Raw genomic sequence first — 17,286 nt, 5'->3', positions numbered from 1 at the left:
TTAAATTATTTACTTTGAATGTTATAAATAAAAAAGCAAAGGAATACATCTTATCACTCCTTTGCTCAATAATTTATTAACATTATTTAATTCTCTCTATAATTACTTCGACAATAGAATCTAAATTCATAACATTTGTGTCAATTCTAGTTCCAAAATCAATGCTACCAAAAGCTTTAATACATTGATTTATTTGGTCATATGGCCATCTGTCGGATTCATTTCTTGAATTAAGTCTATCAATTAAAGTATTATCATCCGCCAACAATAAAAATTGACGAATTATTTTAGAATCTAAACCTGACACAATTTCTTGATAATAATTTAAGTTTGTAATTGTCATTGGGATAATAATAATTTTATCAGTTCTCTCAATTAATATTCTTAGAATTTCATTATTAATATTTCGCCATTCTATATAATCCTGAAAATTATCTTTCTTTATTTCCTCAGGGTAAATTTTATTCAGCATAGTTCCTGCAATCTCAGGATCAAAAATAATACTATTTATTATCTTTGCTTTAAGTAAATTTGCTACTGTCGTTTTTCCTACACCAAAAGCTCCATTTATCCAAATAACCCTCAACTGATTATTTAATATCATACTTATATCTCCAATATTGAATTTCATATTTGATTTTTTTAAAAGAATTACTTTCTACCTATGTACATTTTATTTTATTCACTTTTAAACGCTTTATAAAATCTAACAGTTTCTTCGTAGTCTTCTTGAACATTATATAAGTCTAAGACTTCTAACATTTTTATCGCAAAATCCACATATTTATTAGGTGGAGTTACAAGTAAATTATCATGTAAAGTAACTTTCTCTGTATTAAGCTTATCAAATTCAATTTCTTATAACACACTTAAAATATATACACCACCACAAATAATAGTGCCGTTAATGTTTAATTTAAATAGAAAAATATCTACATTTTTATACTGGTAGGTGCATAACATTCTATAAATCTTTACTTTTCATTTTATTTAATTCTATTACTTGTTTTTTATTATATGCTTTTCTTGCAGCATCATATTGACCACCTAAAATAACCATACCAATCACATACAATACTAACAGCGCCCATAAAGGCCATTGATTGTCATTCATATAAAAGTTTATTGCATATACTGTACATAAAAGAGGAACAACTAGTCCTAACCATTTAAATTTTGTTGAAGATAATATATATTGAGCACCACAAATTGAAGCAAATATTAAAATTCGTATTATATAATCTGCCATACTATTTCTCCTTTTCACTTTTATAAAGACTTATCAATTTCTTAGCTTCTTCCAAACTAATCTTTTCGTCGATTGCTAGCGATTTAATGTAACTCACAAGTCCTGAATTTTCTTCTTTAGATGCTAATTCCACTTTCTGTATTAAACTATTAAGTCTTATTCTGACTGTCGGATAAGATACATCATACATCTTTGCAATACTTTTTAAAGATCCTGATTCTAAAACAAAATTTTTCATAAATTCAATATCTTCTTTATCTAGTTTTAATAACCATTCTGGAATTTCATTTTTGTCCATAAGCAACCTCCTATAATGATTTTAATATTATTTTTATCATAATTCAATAATAAAATAACTTTATTATCAATAAAATTAAAAAATTCTTTAACTTTATTAAATTATAGTGTAGTATAAATTATGAAATAAATAAAAAATATACAAAAGGAGAATTTTTATGATAGCTATAGTCGAATTAATAATTCTTATTGCAGTATTATTTGGAGCACAAAAATATTTATCAACTTTGGAACCAGGATGGATAGGATTAATCACTCCTATAATTTTCACCCTTTATATGTTTATTAAATTTTATTATCTCGATCAAGACATTGAATTCTTTTGGTTGAAATTAGGATTAGGTAATCTTGTTTTATTATCTGATTTTAATTTTGGTCAGAAGAAGAAAAAAGAACGTTATAAAAAAGAATTAGAAAATATGAAATCAAAAGACTTATAAAAGGAGAATATTATGATTGCCATTGCATTGAAAGAATTTACTAATTTATTTAAAAGTATTAAGAGTATTATAGTAATTTCAATGATATTTAGTGCAGCAATAGGCATTGCAAAATTACTAAATATTTTCAAAGATCAATTAAAAGATATGGGATTAGGTGAAAATCCAAATAGTTCAGGTTTAATGTTAATCATATTTATTTTTGGACCTATCTTTGTATTTATACTAAGTCACAATATTATAAATGAAGAAATGAAAACACGTACTATAAGATTTTTAGTTACTAAAACCTCAAGAAACAAAATCATTCTTGGTAAATTTTTAGGGGTTATAGCATTTTGGTTTTCCATCCTACTTATAACAATCATTGCCCTTGCCTTTTATACTAAATCATTCTACTTTATTCATATGTTGCAATGTTTAACTTTTTTATCATATTTTATTGCACTTGCTTTATTGTTATCGGTATTAATCGACAACCCAATAATGTCTAACTTTATTGGACTTGCTTTATCAATCATTATTTCTGGTCTAGGTTTTTGGAGTATACTGTCTGATAAATTAATATTAAAAATATTTAGTTATATAACACCTTACTATTTCATAAGTCAAGGTGATGGAATGGTATTTTGTACTATCATACTTACTATAATTTTATTAATTACTTCTTTAATTATATTTAAAAGGAGAGATTTATAATGTACGCTCTAAAAACAAATAAACTAACAAAAATGTACAAAGATAAAGTTGTCGTTAATAATATAAATTTATCTGTACCCAGAGGTTCTATTTATGGATTTTTAGGTAAAAATGGTGCAGGCAAATCTACGTTTATTAATATGGTAACTGGTATTATTATCCCAACTAGTGGAGAATTTAATATGTATAGTCCTAAAGATAAAATTGGGGTCTTACCAGATTATTCTTCATTTTATGACAATTTAACTGCAATAGAACATTTGAATTATTTTTCTCACATACTTGGACATAAATTATCAAAAGAAGAAATGGTGAATATTCTTAATAATGTTGGACTAGAAAAATCTAATAAAATTAAAGTTAAAAATTATTCATTTGGTATGAAGAAAAAACTAGGAATAGCACAAGCACTGATTAATAATCCAGATATTATTTTCTTAGATGAACCAACTTCAGGCGTAGATCCTAACTCAATATTAAACATACATAATTTAATTCGAAAGTTATCTGAGGAAGGTAAAACAATTTTTTTAACTTCACATAATTTAGACGAAGTCGAAAAATTATGTGATACAATCGCGATAATGGATAACGGCAAAATTATTATCGAAGGAAATTTAGAAGAAGTAAAAATGAATTATCAAAATGTGATTGAAGTAACTTACAAAATTCAATCTAAAAATAATGATATCAATGAACTGATAAATAATAAATTAAAAAAATATGCTTCTAATATAAATTATAATAAAAACACTATTATTTTGGAAACCACAGATAATGAGAATATCGCAAAGATAAATGAAATATTAGTAAATCATAATATAAAAGTTTATGGTATTAATGTTTATGAACCAACATTGGAAGAAATTTTTATTAATATAGGTAGTAAAAATTAATATTTAAAATAACACTAAATATAATTTTCATAATGAATAAGCACCTACAAAATCATTTGTAGGTGCTCATCATTTATTACCCTCTACGTCTAGAGATCAAAGAATGTTCATTTAAACTAAATGTACTACGTACACGCATCATTTGATCAATACGTTCTTCTGCTAAACGTTCAGCTGCTAAAGCTGTAGAAATGTTATCACGTTTCGCGATTTCAAATACTTTATCCATCTGATCATAGATTTCATTAACTTTCTTTGTTGCACGATCTTCGTTATAGCCATTTAATTCATCAGCTACATTAATTACCCCACCAGAATTCACGACAAAGTCAGGTGCATAGATGATGCCACGTTCCTGCAACATCGCTGCATGTTTTTCCATGTCTTTCAACTGGTTATTAGATGATCCACATACTGCTTTAACTTTCAATTGTGGAATTGTGTCATCATTAAGAATCGCACCTAATGCACATGGTGCAAAGATATCCGCTTCTACACCGTAAATTTCATCAGGCTTCACTGCTGTTGCACCAAAGTCATTTACTGCTCTATCAATTGATTCCTGGAAGATATCCGTAACGATTAATTTCGCACCTTCTTCATGTAAATATTTACATAAAGTATAAGATACATTTCCTACCCCTTGTACAGAAATTGTCTTACCTGCTAAACTATCATCACCGAATGCTTCTTTCGCCGTACGTTTCATCGCACGATATACCCCTAATGCTGTCATTGGACTAGGATTTCCACTAGATCCGTAGCTTTCTGATAATCCTACGACAAAGTCAGTTTCTTCATGCATAATATCCATATCAGTAACTGTTGTACCTACGTCTTCAGCTGTAATATAACGTCCGTTTAAACTTTGAATATAACGGCCTAATGCTCTAAATAAAGCTTCTGATTTATCTTTTTTTGGGTCACCGATAACAACTGTTTTCGCGCCACCTAAATTAAGTCCTGCTGCTGCATTTTTATATGTCATTCCACGGGCTAAACGTAATGCATCTTCAATTGCTTCTTCTTCTGTTTCATATGGCCACATTCTGCATCCCCCAAGCGCAGGGCCAAGTGTTGAATCATGAATCGCGATAATCGCTTTTAATCCACTTGCATTATCCTGGCAGAATACAACTTGTTCATAGTCATATTGTTCTAAAGTCTTAAAAATCATTTTATTTCCCCTTTTCATAAAATAATTATTAGATTAACACTTCCTATTTTACATTAAATATTATGTTTATAGAACAAAAATATTCAATTTTAAATTTATTTCTGTATATTTTAGTTCGATTTCCGATATATTATTATTATATTCTATTGAATATTTATGTACTTCAACAAACTAAAGCGCTTACAACATGCTATTTAAGCGTATTTTAGATTCTTTTATTTATTCATCATTTTTATCTATTATTATATTTATATAATAATTTATTTATTATTAATATTGTGATGTTTTTTTGTTATAATGCTATTGGTAGGTGAATTTATGAAAAAGATAATCGCACTTCTTGTATTAGTTATTCCAATTTACTTTGCAGGTTTAGGTATCAAATGGATGAGAGATGCTGTTTTTGGTATTCTTGTCCCAGAACTCCATTTTATTTGGCTGCAATTTTTAATTGGATTTATCTTAATGGTACTTGGTGTTAGTTTTGTAGGCGGCTATATTCTGCATATCGAAAAGAAAAGTAAACGTGCACAAGAAAAATTTTATAAAAAACAAGAGAATCAATCCTAATAATGGATGATTCTCTTATTTTTTATATTTTAATCAATGTTGTTTTAACAAATAATCATTTTTTAGTTTAACCGCTACTTCTACTTCATCTGTTATAATGGCATCGATTTTTTCTTCCAGCCAATACTGTATTTCTTTTGCGCGATTAACGGTATAAACACGGGCTGGTAAATTATATCGTACTACTTCTTGTCTTTTCGCGTCGTTCATATAACTTTTTCCGTAAGGATGCACTGATTTAATACCATGTGACTCCATATATATCCACGGCTCTCCTAATTCTTTATCCGTAAGTAATGCTGTGTCATAGCTCGGATCAATCTTTTCTATGTACAATAAACTTTCAAGATTAAAGCTTGATATAATAATACGCTCTTTCATGTCATATTGACTTAATAATTTAATGAGTGTTTCTTCAAGGACACCTTCCGTAACACCTTTTATTTCAATATTTAACGTCATATCGGTTGTAATGATCCAGTCCATCACTTCTTTTAACGTCGGTACTTGTTCATCAGTTACTTTAAATAAACCATTCTTATTACGTGCAATTTTGATTTCATCTAATGTTAATTGATTGACACGACCTTTTTGATTGGTAGTACGATTTAAGGTTGGATCATGGATGACAATAATTTCATTATCGACAGTCATATGTATATCAAGCTCTATACCATCTGCACCATGTTCATAGGCTTTTTTAAAGCTTAGCATCGTATTTTCTGGATAAAGTGCTGCATACCCTCTATGTCCAATTATTTTAGTCATGATAACCCTCCATAAGGTAATCAATCAGTTCGCCACTCGTCGGTCGATTTAATTTGCCACGTTTGTTAAAGACTTCCTGTAAACCGTTGTCCCATGCTTTTTCAATTGCATGTCGAATAGAACGTTCTACATTCGCGTTCTTTACATTGTTTCTCTCTGCAATCTTTGGATATAAATCAATTGTTAAATGTACTTTCTTTGCTCGTTCCTGCTCGCTTCTGGCAGATAATATTTCAATGGCATCCTGTATATATCGCGTACCTTTATGTTTTTCTTTAAATCCTAACTGTTCTAATTTATTTTGTCTGAGGACAGATTCATCAATATTACAGATCTGACAAATACGATTGACAAAATTATCAAAATTAATCGGTTTTAAAATGAAATAATCAGCACCGGAATCCATTGCTTCTGACAGTACAGAATCTTTTCCAAACGCACTTAAACAAATAATTTTAAAAGGATGATTCGTTGGAATATGCTCTTTTAACAGCGTAATTCCATCGATATGTGGCAATATCAGGTCAAGTAACAGTAAATCAAATTCAATATCATTGATCATATTAAGGGCATCCTTACCGTTATGACACATTCCGACGACCTGCAAATTATGTTTTTCCAGATGTGTTTTTATTGTTACTGCGAGTTCTCGTGAATCTTCAATAATTGCAACTTTAAGTACCATACTTCTTCATCCTTTTTTACTTCTTATTTTGATTGATTAATTCAGCTGCATGTTCTAATGTGAGTGGCGTCACTTCAACACCTGAGATCATTCTTGCAACTTCTTTTATGCGTGATTCTCCATCGAGTTCAGTTACGCTTGTAGTCGTTCTGTCATCTTGTTCTTTCTTCTCGATATAAAGATGATGATCGCTAATTGCAGCAACTTGAGGCAAATGTGAGATACAGATAACCTGTATCTGCTGTGAAATATCATACATTTTCTCAGCCATTTTTTGAGCGACCTTCCCAGAAACACCTGTGTCTACTTCGTCGAATAAAATTGCTGTCTTGCCTTTAGATTCTGCAAATATACTTTTTAAAGCAAGCATCATACGACTTAGTTCTCCACCGGATGCTATTTTCTCAAGTGGTTTCAATGGTTCACCTTTATTTGGGCTAATCATAAATTCTAAAGATTCAATACCAGTTGCAGTTGGTTCTGTCTTTGTAAATGCCATTTCAAAGTTTGCACTTTTCATCTCTAAATTATGAATTTCATCCAAAATTTCATTGCGCAGTGTTTGAGCTACTCTACGTCTTGCTTTGCTTAAATCATTACCTAGTGATAAAAGTTTTGACTTTGTCTGTTGTATTTCGTTCATCAATTGAGTAGTGGATTCTTCAATATTTTCAATCGTATTAATTTCTTTTTCTAACTCATCAATAAAAGGTATCAGTTCATTTAGAGGTTTTCCATACTTACGTTCCAGAAATTGTATTTCATTCATACGCGTCTCTAACTGATTAAGTTCATTCTCATCATATTCATTTTGAGTCATTGCATCATGTAATGCATGTTTCGCATCATCTAATATATAATATAGTCCTTCAGAGTCTTCTAATGTCTTACTAAACTTGTTCGGAATAATTTCATCCACTTCTTTAAGTGATGCATTAAATTCAAATAGTAAATCTAATATTTGATTCTCTTCGCTTAATAGATTGACTGATTTCGTTAAAGCATCATTAAGTTTCTCATAATTCTGCAGTCGATTAATTTCTTCTGTTAACGTTTCTTTTTCTGAGGCGATTAATTTCTTCTCACTTAATTCTTTATGCTGATATTTTATTAAATCTAACCGTTGTAACAATTCTTCATCTTTTTGCTGTAAGTTTTTCAGTTCATTCGTTTTCTCAACATATTGTTTAAAGGTTGTCTTGTACTCCGATAGTAACGTATCATAATTACCTTTTGCATAATCATCTAATAATGTCAGATGATATTTTGGTTTTAATAGTGTCTGTGTTTCGTGTTGGCCATGAATATCCAAAAGCTCCTGCATGATACTTTTTAATTCTGTTAATGTTACGGTCTGATTATTGATCTTACATATGCTTTTACCCGTCTTTAAAATTTCACGTTTAACCAACATAAAATCATCTAATGGAATATCTTTTTCAATGAGCATATCCTTTACACGAGGATTATGGTCTATATCAATTATACCTTCAACAATCGCCTTATTCTCACCATGACGCACTAAATTCTGACTTGCACGCATTCCGATAAGTTGTCCGATTGCATCGATAATGATTGATTTACCTGCACCAGTTTCTCCACTAAGTACTGTTAAACCATCTTTTAATTCAATTTCTAATGCTTCGATTATTGCAAACTGTTTAATAGATAACGACAAAAGCATATAAAATCCCCCAATTAAAGCATGTTAAAAATACGTTCAGTAATCACTTCTCCTGCTTTTTTATCTTTACAGATTAATAGACAAGTATCATCCCCACAAATCGTACCGATGACTTCTTCCCATTCTAACTGATCTAAAATAGCACCGATTGACTGTGCATTTCCAGGTAAAGTTTTTAAGATAAGTAAATTGTCAGCACTATCCAATTTAACAAATGAATCCATTAAATAGCGTCCTAATTTATCAAGTGGATGGTATTTTCTATCTCGAGGTAATGAGTAGATATATTGGCCACTAGGTGTGGGTACTTTAATTAATTGTAATTCTTTTATATCTCTAGAAATAGTTGCTTGTGTTACATTTAAATTATATTCATTTAATTTCTCAACAAGATCTTCCTGTGTTTCTATTTGTTGATTGGAGATGATCTCTCTGATTTTAATTTGTCGGATGGTTTTATTCGCCATACCTACGCCCCCTTGTTCCTGTATAATTATACAAATTATTTTAGCATACATACAATTTATTGTATACGAAAAAACCACCGAATTTCCCCCGGTGGTTTAATCATTTAATATATTAAATGCTTGTTCTACAATCATTGCTGTTGATTGTGACTGATTTTTATCAAAGGTAACATCGTTAATAATTTTATCATTATCAGCAATAACTTGACCATGTAATAAATATTCAATATTTCCTTTTTGACCTGTAATTGGTGAAAAGGTAATACCATTGACTTGAATATTCAGTTTCTTACATAGCTGAATCATTTCATCTAATACCCAGATATGTTCATCTTTATCGTGAACAATTCCTTTATCAACAAATTCATATCTTGCTTCAAATTGAGGCTTAATGAGTGCAATAATTGTCGCTCCGGGTTCTACTATTTCAACAAGTTTATTGAGAATCATCGATAAAGAAATAAAACTTACGTCTATCGTAATAAAATTCGGTAAAGGATCAAACTGTACTTTCGTCACATATCTAAAATTTGTCTGTTCCATAACTGTAACTTTATCATGAATGCGTAAACGATAGTCTAATTGATTCGTACCGACATCCAAAGCATATGAATGACGCGCGCCATTTTGTAATGCACAGTCTGTAAATCCACCAGTTGAAGATCCGATATCAAGATGAATGACATCAATTAAATTTAAATCAAAATAGTCAATTGCTTTTTCAAGCTTATATCCACCACGACTTACATATTTTTTTCGGTTATCTTTCACGCGGATTTTTGCAGTTATAGGATTAATTTTCTCACCTGCAGTGTCAATGCGGATATTATCATTATAAATAAGCCCTGCCATGACAGCACGCATAGCGGCATCTTTTGTTTCATAATAGTCATGTTCAACGAGCCAATCATCAATTCTAACTTTTTTCATATTTACGCTTCAGTGATTGTTTTATTTCATTGATAATATTCGCCTTTGAAATTCCGATATCGTTCAGCAATAATTCTACATCACCATGTTCAATATATTCATCGTCAATACCGATTCGTTTAATATCTATATACTGATGTTTATCATTGAAGTAATTGACGATTAATGATCCAAAACCACCACTCAACATTGACTCTTCAACTGTAATTATCGCTTTATCTTCCTGTGCAATCTTATCCAGATAGTCTGTATCCAGTGGTTTAATAAATCGAGCATTAACCACCTCAATAGTGATACCTTCTTTTAATAGTTCATCACGCACTTCTTCAATAAGTTGTAATGTCGGTCCGAAACTTAGTACTGCGACATCCTCACCATCATGAAGTGTTTCCCATTTACCATAGGGTACGGGTTGCAAATTATCATCAACCTCTACACCAATACCATTTCCTCTTGGATAACGTATCGCAATAGGTCCTGAGTATTCATAAAATGCACTATGCAGCATATGAGTTGCTTCATTCTCATCTTTTGGCATCATAATTGTAATATTTGGCATATGACTTAAGAATGGTATATCAAAGACACCTTGATGTGTCTCACCATCTGCACCAACAAGACCTGAACGGTCAATACCAAATACAACATGTAAGTTTTGACGATCAACGTCATGTAACATTTGATCATAAGCACGTTGTAAAAATGTTGAATAAATTGCAACATAAGGTTTCATGCCATTCGCAGCTAGTCCAGCCGCCATCGTCACTGCATGCTGTTCTGCAATACCAACGTCAAAGAATTGATCCGGTAATTCTGCCTGAAACCTCGTCAACTTACTTCCTACAGGCATCGCTGGCGTAATTGCAACAATATGTTTATCATTTTCTGCAAAACTTTGTACCGTGTCACTGAAGATTTGACTCCATGCGGGTGCTTTTGAGCTACCTTTTACCTGTTCACCAGTTTCTAGTTTATATGGTCCTAATCCATGCCAAGTCCCTATTTTATCGTTCTCAGCAGGTCGATAACCTTTACCTTTTTTAGTAATAACATGAACGATAACCGGACCATTAATACGTTTAGATGTCTCAAAAGCTTCTTTAAGATCATTAAAATTATGCCCGTCTACCGGCCCAACATATTTAATGCCAAGTTCTTCAAAGAATACACCTGTAACAACAAGATATTTCAGACTATCTTTAATGCGATCAGCTGAATCTCTTAACTTATGACCACCCGGTAATTTACTCAAGAAACCATCAATATCAACTTTTGCTCGATTATAATTTTGATTTGTACGTAATCGACCGAACATATTGTGCATTGCACCAACATTTGGTGCTATACTCATCTCGTTGTCGTTTAAGACAATCGTCATATCTGTTTTATCATGGCCGATATGATTTAATGCTTCTAGTGCCATACCACCCGTTAAAGCTCCGTCACCGATAATCGGCACGACATCATAATCTTCACCTAGAATATCACGCGCTTTCGCCATTCCAATTGCTGCTGATAATGACGTTGAAGAATGACCTGCTTCCCATACATCATGTGGACTTTCATTTAGTTTTGGAAATCCACTTAAACCTTTGTATTGGCGTAAAGTATCAAATTTCTCTCCACGGCCAGTTAAAATTTTATGAATATATGCCTGATGTCCTACATCAAAGATAAGTTTATCCTGTGGACTGTTAAAACTTCTATGCATAGCGATTGTTAATTCTACAACACCTAAATTTGCCCCGATATGTCCCCCGGTAATTGCACATTTCTCTATAAGAAACTGACGAATATCGCTACTTAATTCAACTAACTCATCATCTGTTAAATTTTTAATAAACGATGGATCTTTTATTTTCGATACATCCATGAATTCCCACCTACATCTCTCTTACTTTAATATGTTTCCTATTATATCATTGTTTACGAATGCATGAAAAATAAAAAAAGCCCTGCAAAGGCTTTTATTTGTTTCTATTGACAATAAAATCAATTAATTCTATAAGCGGCGCTTTGTTTAAAGTAATATTGCCAACAATTTCTACCGTCTCATTATAGATTTCATTTAGTCTTTGTTTAGATACTTCTAGACCAATTAGAGAGACGTATGTGCTTTTTGCATTTTCTACATCACTTCCAACAGCTTTTCCGATTGACTCGAAATCACCTTCTACATCTAAAATATCATCTTTTATCTGAAACATTAATCCAATATTTCTTCCTACTTTATCTAGTGACGACAGAAGATCATCTTTTTGTTCCAGAATAATACCAGCAGCATAGATAGATGCGTGAATTAAATCTCCTGTTTTATGATGGTGAATGGTCTCTAAAGTCATCATATCAATTGATTTATTTTCGCTCTCCATATCAAGCATCTGTCCTGCGACCATACCTTTTGACCCGGCAGCATCTGATAATAACGTTAGCAGTTTTATTTTAGTTACGTCTGAATAATTGCTTGATATTATTTGATGGAAACTATCCGTTAATAATGCATCTCCTGCTAATATCGCAGTCGCCTCACCGTACACTTTATGATTTGTGAGCTTACCTCTACGATAATCATCATCATCCATTGCTGGAAGATCATCATGAATCAATGAATAAGTATGTATCATTTCAACCGCCAAGCCAAATGCTAATCCATCATTAGGATTACCACCTAGACTCTCAAGCGTAGTCATTAACAGTAACGGACGTACACGTTTACCACCCGCTTTAAGCGAATAGACTATCGAATCATTTAATTGTGAAGACACAGCTTTTTCTTGATAGAGTTTATCGATTGCATCATTAATCGTATCAATATATGCCTTATTCATTAGTATCTGCCTCTTGAAGCTTTGCAATTTTCTCCTCTGCTTCTTTCAGTTTATCCTGACATGCTTTAGATAATTTCACACCTGCTTCATAAAGTTCTATCGATTTTTCAAGAGACACATTTTCATTATCAAGTTGTTTAACTATCGTTTCTAATTCATTCATCATCGTTTCAAAATCTTTAGCCATGAAAGACACCCCTAGTTATTTCTTTTCAATTATTTCACTGATTAGCTTACCATCCTTGATTTCAACTTCTAACATATCACCAATGTTAACATCATCTACAGAACGCACAATCAAATCATTATGACGTGTAATACTATATCCTCGTAATAATGTTTCTGTTGGACTTAAGCTGCTAAGCAGTGCCAATCGAGATTGAAATGCTGTTTGTTTCATTGACATCATATATTGAATTGTTCTATTCATTTGAAGATGTTTATTCTCAATATCTTTTTGAAGTTGACTGACTTTATCCTGTAAAGTTTTAGGCGTAATAAATTGTGTCAATGTTGATGTACCATGCTTTTGTTGTTGCAGCATCGTATTCACCAGGTACTTCATATTATTCTGAATTTCATCGATTCGCTGAACCTTTTGTTCAACAAGCATATATGGATTCTTAAAAATATAATAATTCTCAAGCTGATTTAAGTGCTGCATTTGATGACGTAATATATTGTTCATTTTATGATTCATGAATTCACGTGCTTTATTAATCTGCGCATCTAATTCACGGACGTCTGGCGTTGCAAGAACGGCCGCTCCAGTAGGCGTTGGTGCACGTAAATCTGCTACAAAATCTGATAATGTTGTATCCGTTTCATGTCCTACTGCTGAGATGATTGGTGTGCGTGCATTATAGATGGCTTCAACAACAATGGATTCGTTAAAAGCCCATAAATCTTCGATTGATCCTCCACCACGTCCAAGAATAATTACATCAGCATCGATAGCATCTGCCTGTTCAATATTTTTTACGATATCTTCTTTAGCACCTGCACCTTGTACAAGTGTTGATATATACGTTACTTCTGCTAGAGGATATCGATTATTTAAAGTAGTACGTATATCCTGTACAGCCGCTCCTGTACTTGCTGTAAGAACTGCAATATGTTTCGGATATTTTGGTAAAGCCTGTTTATGTTCTCTATTAAAATATCCTTTTTCCTGAAACTCTTTTTTAAGTTGTTCAAATTTCTCATATAATAACCCAATACCATCAAGCGTCATCGTATTAACATACAATTGATAGTTGCCTCGTGCTTCATAAGATGAAACGCGACCGGTAATAAGTACACTATCTCCCTCTTTAGGAGTAAAAGATAATTTACTGGCATCACGACTAAACATCATACATTGAATAATGGCACCATTATCTTTTAATGCAAAATAATGATGTCCACTGGAATGACGCTTATAATTTGAAAGTTCACCTTTAATATAGACCTCCTGTAAATAAGGGTCTCTATCAAACTTTACTTTTATATATTTACTTAACGCACTTACCGTTAAATACTTTTCCATATCATCACTACGCTTTATTTTTTATTATTTCACTTAAAATACCGTTGATAAATTTATAGCTGTCATCATCACTATAAGTTTTCGCTAAATTTACCGCTTCATTGACAACTACTTTTTCAGGTGCATCAGTGTATAGCAATTCATAAGTACTCATTCTTAATATGATACGATCTATCTTATTGATACGGTCAAGCGTCCATTGTTTAAGATGCGGTGATATTTTACCATCGATTTCTGTTTCCTGAGCTTTCACACCACGAACGATTGATTCACAAAATTCATCCTTTAGAGGCGGTTCAATAATAAATGCTGTTGCTTCTTCAATTGTAATATCATGTTCTTTTGTTTCTAATTGAAATAATATTTGTACTGCATGTTGTCTTGATTCTGTTCTTGACATATGTTTCTCCTTCAAAAATTTAGAGGATGCAAGCATCCTCTAAATTAATTTTCTTTAAATTTTACATTAATGATATGCACATTGATTTGTTTCGGACTAATCGCAGTCATATTACCTAATGCATTTTTTATAGATTGCTGTACTTGTGTTGCCGTCTTAGAAATTTTTGTACCATAGTCGAAAGCACAGTATGCATCGATAATGATATCTTCACCCTTAACTTCCACGTTAACACCTTTTTGATTTTTAACGCCTAATTTATCGAGAGATTTGTTCTTTTGAACAAGTGATACACCTTTGACTTCAGATACAGCGATTGATGCGATGACTTCAATTACACTCGGTGCAATTTCAACTGTACCTAAATTGCCTTTTTTATTTGTTTCAATCATTGATATATGCCTCCCATCTCATATTAATACTATAACATGTTTTAAGTATAATATTAAATGCAAAATAAAAAAACGCATAAGCGCTTTTTTATGAAAGTATTTCATTTTGTTCTAAAAACTTCGTACTATATTTATTAGATTTAAAAATATCATTTTCCATTAATGCAAGATGGAAAGGTATCGTCGTATCCACACCGGTTACAACAAATTCATCTAGTGCACGTTTCGCGCACTCAATCGCTTCAGCGCGTGTTGGTTGATGTACGATTAATTTGGCCACCATCGAATCATAAAAAGGTGGGATTTTATAGTTCGTATAACACGCTGAATCTATTCTTACACCGTACCCACCTGGCACAACATATTGTGTAATTTGACCTGGAGATGGCATAAAATTCTTATAAGGATTTTCTGCATTAATTCTAAGTTCAATGGCATGTCCTGACATCTTAACATCATCCTGTTGTATTGTGAGTCTTTCCCCTGCGGCAATTTTTATCTGCCATTTCACCAGATCAATGCCTGTCACCATTTCAGTAACTGGATGTTCAACCTGAATACGTGTATTCATTTCCATAAAATAAAATGCTTTCGTTGCTAGATCATAGATAAATTCAACTGTACCAGCACCTTCATAGTTTACAGCTTCAGCTGCACGCACTGCTGCCTGACCCATTGCCGTTCTTGTCGTGTCATCTAAAATCGGTGAAGGTGATTCTTCTACAAGTTTTTGCATACGACGCTGAATGGTACAATCTCGCTCTCCGAGATGTATTACATTACCGTATTGATCGGCTAATATTTGGATTTCAACATGACGAAATTCTTCAATAAATTTCTCTAAATATAACCCTGGATTACCGAAAGCTGTAGCAGCTTCTTGTTCAGTCATCATATAACCATTGCGGAGTTCTTCATCATTTCTTGCTACACGAATCCCTTTTCCACCGCCACCAGCAGTCGCTTTTAAGATAACCGGATAACCCATTTGATTCGCAAGTGTCAATGCATCTTCAACACTTTCTAATAATCCGTCACTGCCAGGAACAACCGGAACATCAGCTTTTATCATTTCTTTCTTGGCTACGTCTTTGATACCCATTTTAGAAATAGAATAGTGGCTCGGTCCAATAAATTTAATTTGACATGCTTCGCACATTTCTGCAAAATTTGCGTTCTCAGCTAAAAAACCATATCCAGGATGAATACCATCGCAACCTGTAGAGCTTGCGATCATTAAAATATTCGGAATATTTAAATACGAATCTTTCGATTGTTTCGGTCCGATACAATAAGCTTCATCAGCAATTTGAGTATGTAAGGCATCACGGTCTGCCTCTGAATAGACAGCTACTGACTGTATATTTAACTCTTTTAACGCACGAATGATTCTTACTGCTATCTCGCCACGATTTGCGACTAATACTTTCTTCATATTATTTCACCTTAAATAACGGTTGTCCGTACTCAACCATTTGTCCATCTTCAACAAGAATTTCTACAATCTCTCCTGAGATTTCAGCCTGAATTTCATTAAATAATTTCATTGCCTCCAGAATACATACTGTACTGTCAGCATTGACTTTATCACCGACACTCACGTATGGTGCACTTTCAGGTGAAGGTGATTTATAGAATGTTCCGACCATTGGTGCGTTAATCGTCTTGCTAGTATCTATATGTTCTGCCTGTGTTATAGCGTTTGTTTGAGGTTGAGATTGTGTTTGTGACTGTATTTGCTGTGTAGGCATAACTGGTGCTGATGGTACTTCATATGTTGTAGTAATTGGTGTCTGTACTATTTCTTTTTCTTTTTTGATAACAATTTTATATTCATCCTGCTCTAAATTTAATTCAGTTAATGTTTTTGATGCGTCTATTAAATCTACAAGTTTTTTAATATCTTCAAATTTCATGATGTACCCCTTTTTTTATACAAGATTTTATGACTAGTTACTAATTTATTTTATCCTAGTGGTCAGACCAATACAAGAAAAAAATAAAAGACATGCAATATTGTAGTGAACCCAAAAAGTTGAACTTTTTATTAAGCTACTTTCATTAAAGCAAGATTTCTGTATTCTACAGGAGTCTTGCTTTTTAATTTTCTCTTCTTTCTGACGAAATTATAATATTCCATATAATCATTAATTTCCTCTTCTAACTCATCATACGAATCAAATGATTCACCATAAAACATTTCTTGTTTCAATATTCCAAAGAAATTCTCCATTGGAGAATTATCTAGACAATTACCTTTTCTAGACATGCTTTGA

General features: G+C 32.1%; 22 protein-coding genes. 4 read left to right on the top strand and 18 right to left on the bottom strand.

Translation table 11 applies throughout. The annotated features are described in order from the left end of the window. Window positions 1-82: 82 nt before the first annotated feature. From JJJ02_RS12800 to JJJ02_RS12790, 3 genes are all read right to left on the bottom strand, one after another. A complete protein-coding gene (locus JJJ02_RS12800) occupies window positions 83-604 on the bottom strand; it encodes an AAA family ATPase (protein ID WP_239242743.1) in 522 nt (173 codons plus the stop codon). Between the two features lie 360 nt (window positions 605-964). Beyond that, the gene (locus JJJ02_RS12795) at window positions 965-1,249 is read right to left on the bottom strand and encodes a hypothetical protein (RefSeq protein ID WP_239242744.1); all 285 of its coding nucleotides are present in this window, start codon (window positions 1,247-1,249) and stop codon (window positions 965-967) included. A 1-nt stretch (window position 1,250) separates the two neighbouring features. Beyond that, window positions 1,251-1,547: a DUF2089 family protein gene (locus JJJ02_RS12790; RefSeq protein WP_239242745.1), complete on the bottom strand. Its 297-nt coding sequence runs from the start codon at window positions 1,545-1,547 to the stop codon at window positions 1,251-1,253. Window positions 1,548-1,704: 157 nt separating this feature from the next. Between JJJ02_RS12790 and JJJ02_RS12785 the strand changes: the two genes are divergently transcribed. From JJJ02_RS12785 to JJJ02_RS12775, 3 genes are read left to right on the top strand one after another with little or no spacing between them, the layout of a single operon-like run. Next, the gene (locus JJJ02_RS12785) at window positions 1,705-1,986 is read left to right on the top strand and encodes a hypothetical protein (protein ID WP_239242746.1); all 282 of its coding nucleotides are present in this window, start codon (window positions 1,705-1,707) and stop codon (window positions 1,984-1,986) included. A gap of 12 nt (window positions 1,987-1,998) precedes the next feature. Beyond that, window positions 1,999-2,685 (top strand): ABC transporter permease subunit, encoded by a 687-nt coding sequence (locus JJJ02_RS12780; RefSeq protein WP_239242747.1) that lies wholly within the window; start codon window positions 1,999-2,001, stop codon window positions 2,683-2,685. After that, the gene (locus JJJ02_RS12775) at window positions 2,685-3,581 is read left to right on the top strand and encodes an ABC transporter ATP-binding protein (RefSeq protein ID WP_239242748.1); all 897 of its coding nucleotides are present in this window, start codon (window positions 2,685-2,687) and stop codon (window positions 3,579-3,581) included. The genes JJJ02_RS12780 and JJJ02_RS12775 overlap by 1 nt, the downstream gene beginning before the upstream one ends. 76 nt (window positions 3,582-3,657) lie before the next feature. Here the strand turns inward: JJJ02_RS12775 and JJJ02_RS12770 are convergent, their stop codons facing one another. Further along, window positions 3,658-4,758, bottom strand: coding sequence for a Glu/Leu/Phe/Val dehydrogenase dimerization domain-containing protein (locus JJJ02_RS12770; protein WP_239242749.1), 1,101 nt, complete (start codon window positions 4,756-4,758; stop codon window positions 3,658-3,660). 318 nt (window positions 4,759-5,076) lie between these two features. Here JJJ02_RS12770 and JJJ02_RS12765 point away from each other — a divergent pair, with 318 nt between their 5' ends. Continuing rightward, a complete protein-coding gene (locus tag JJJ02_RS12765; RefSeq protein WP_240839308.1) occupies window positions 5,077-5,328 on the top strand; it encodes a DUF2627 domain-containing protein in 252 nt (83 codons plus the stop codon). 33 nt (window positions 5,329-5,361) lie between these two features. Here the strand turns inward: JJJ02_RS12765 and JJJ02_RS12760 are convergent, their stop codons facing one another. The 14 genes from JJJ02_RS12760 to JJJ02_RS12695 all read right to left on the bottom strand — a co-directional run. After that, a complete protein-coding gene (locus JJJ02_RS12760) occupies window positions 5,362-6,096 on the bottom strand; it encodes a glycerophosphodiester phosphodiesterase family protein (protein WP_240839306.1) in 735 nt (244 codons plus the stop codon). Then, on the bottom strand, window positions 6,089-6,781 hold the full coding sequence (locus tag JJJ02_RS12755) for a response regulator (RefSeq protein WP_240839304.1): 693 nt from the start codon (window positions 6,779-6,781) through the stop codon (window positions 6,089-6,091). The genes JJJ02_RS12760 and JJJ02_RS12755 overlap by 8 nt, the downstream gene beginning before the upstream one ends. Before the next feature lie 16 nt (window positions 6,782-6,797). After that, window positions 6,798-8,465: a DNA repair protein RecN gene (gene recN, locus JJJ02_RS12750; protein ID WP_240839302.1), complete on the bottom strand. Its 1,668-nt coding sequence runs from the start codon at window positions 8,463-8,465 to the stop codon at window positions 6,798-6,800. A 14-nt stretch (window positions 8,466-8,479) separates the two neighbouring features. Further along, window positions 8,480-8,932 (bottom strand): transcriptional regulator AhrC/ArgR, encoded by a 453-nt coding sequence (gene ahrC / locus JJJ02_RS12745; protein ID WP_099578398.1) that lies wholly within the window; start codon window positions 8,930-8,932, stop codon window positions 8,480-8,482. Window positions 8,933-9,028: 96 nt separating this feature from the next. After that, entirely contained in the window at window positions 9,029-9,862 is an 834-nt protein-coding gene (locus JJJ02_RS12740; RefSeq protein WP_239242752.1) for a TlyA family RNA methyltransferase, read from the bottom strand. Further along, entirely contained in the window at window positions 9,849-11,735 is a 1,887-nt protein-coding gene (gene dxs, locus JJJ02_RS12735) for a 1-deoxy-D-xylulose-5-phosphate synthase (RefSeq protein ID WP_239242753.1), read from the bottom strand. Before dxs ends, JJJ02_RS12740 begins: the two co-directional genes overlap by 14 nt. Window positions 11,736-11,829: 94 nt before the next feature. Beyond that, window positions 11,830-12,690, bottom strand: a complete 861-nt coding sequence (locus JJJ02_RS12730) for a polyprenyl synthetase family protein (RefSeq protein WP_111715140.1) — start codon at window positions 12,688-12,690, stop codon at window positions 11,830-11,832. Then, entirely contained in the window at window positions 12,683-12,877 is a 195-nt protein-coding gene (gene xseB / locus JJJ02_RS12725; protein ID WP_255724882.1) for an exodeoxyribonuclease VII small subunit, read from the bottom strand. Before xseB ends, JJJ02_RS12730 begins: the two co-directional genes overlap by 8 nt. A 15-nt stretch (window positions 12,878-12,892) precedes the next feature. Beyond that, window positions 12,893-14,218 (bottom strand): exodeoxyribonuclease VII large subunit, encoded by a 1,326-nt coding sequence (gene xseA, locus JJJ02_RS12720; protein WP_240839300.1) that lies wholly within the window; start codon window positions 14,216-14,218, stop codon window positions 12,893-12,895. A gap of 7 nt (window positions 14,219-14,225) precedes the next feature. Beyond that, complete coding sequence (gene nusB, locus JJJ02_RS12715) at window positions 14,226-14,618, bottom strand: transcription antitermination factor NusB (protein WP_239242754.1); 393 nt, start codon at window positions 14,616-14,618, stop codon at window positions 14,226-14,228. A 44-nt stretch (window positions 14,619-14,662) separates the two neighbouring features. Continuing rightward, complete coding sequence (locus JJJ02_RS12710) at window positions 14,663-15,010, bottom strand: Asp23/Gls24 family envelope stress response protein (protein ID WP_111715147.1); 348 nt, start codon at window positions 15,008-15,010, stop codon at window positions 14,663-14,665. An 88-nt stretch (window positions 15,011-15,098) separates the two neighbouring features. Then, window positions 15,099-16,445: an acetyl-CoA carboxylase biotin carboxylase subunit gene (gene accC, locus JJJ02_RS12705; RefSeq protein WP_099578411.1), complete on the bottom strand. Its 1,347-nt coding sequence runs from the start codon at window positions 16,443-16,445 to the stop codon at window positions 15,099-15,101. 1 nt (window position 16,446) lies between these two features. Further along, entirely contained in the window at window positions 16,447-16,926 is a 480-nt protein-coding gene (gene accB, locus JJJ02_RS12700; protein WP_111715150.1) for an acetyl-CoA carboxylase biotin carboxyl carrier protein, read from the bottom strand. A 131-nt stretch (window positions 16,927-17,057) separates the two neighbouring features. Then, the coding region (locus JJJ02_RS12695) for an IS3 family transposase (RefSeq protein WP_240837646.1) at window positions 17,058-17,286 on the bottom strand (229 nt) is incomplete at its 5' end.

The sequence above is a fragment of the Macrococcus sp. PK genome, from assembly GCF_022501545.1.
GTDB classification, from domain to species: Bacteria; Bacillota; Bacilli; order Staphylococcales; family Staphylococcaceae; genus Macrococcoides; species Macrococcoides epidermidis.
Note: the sequence above shows the minus strand (reverse complement) of the source record. Positions and strands in the feature narration are given on the sequence as shown.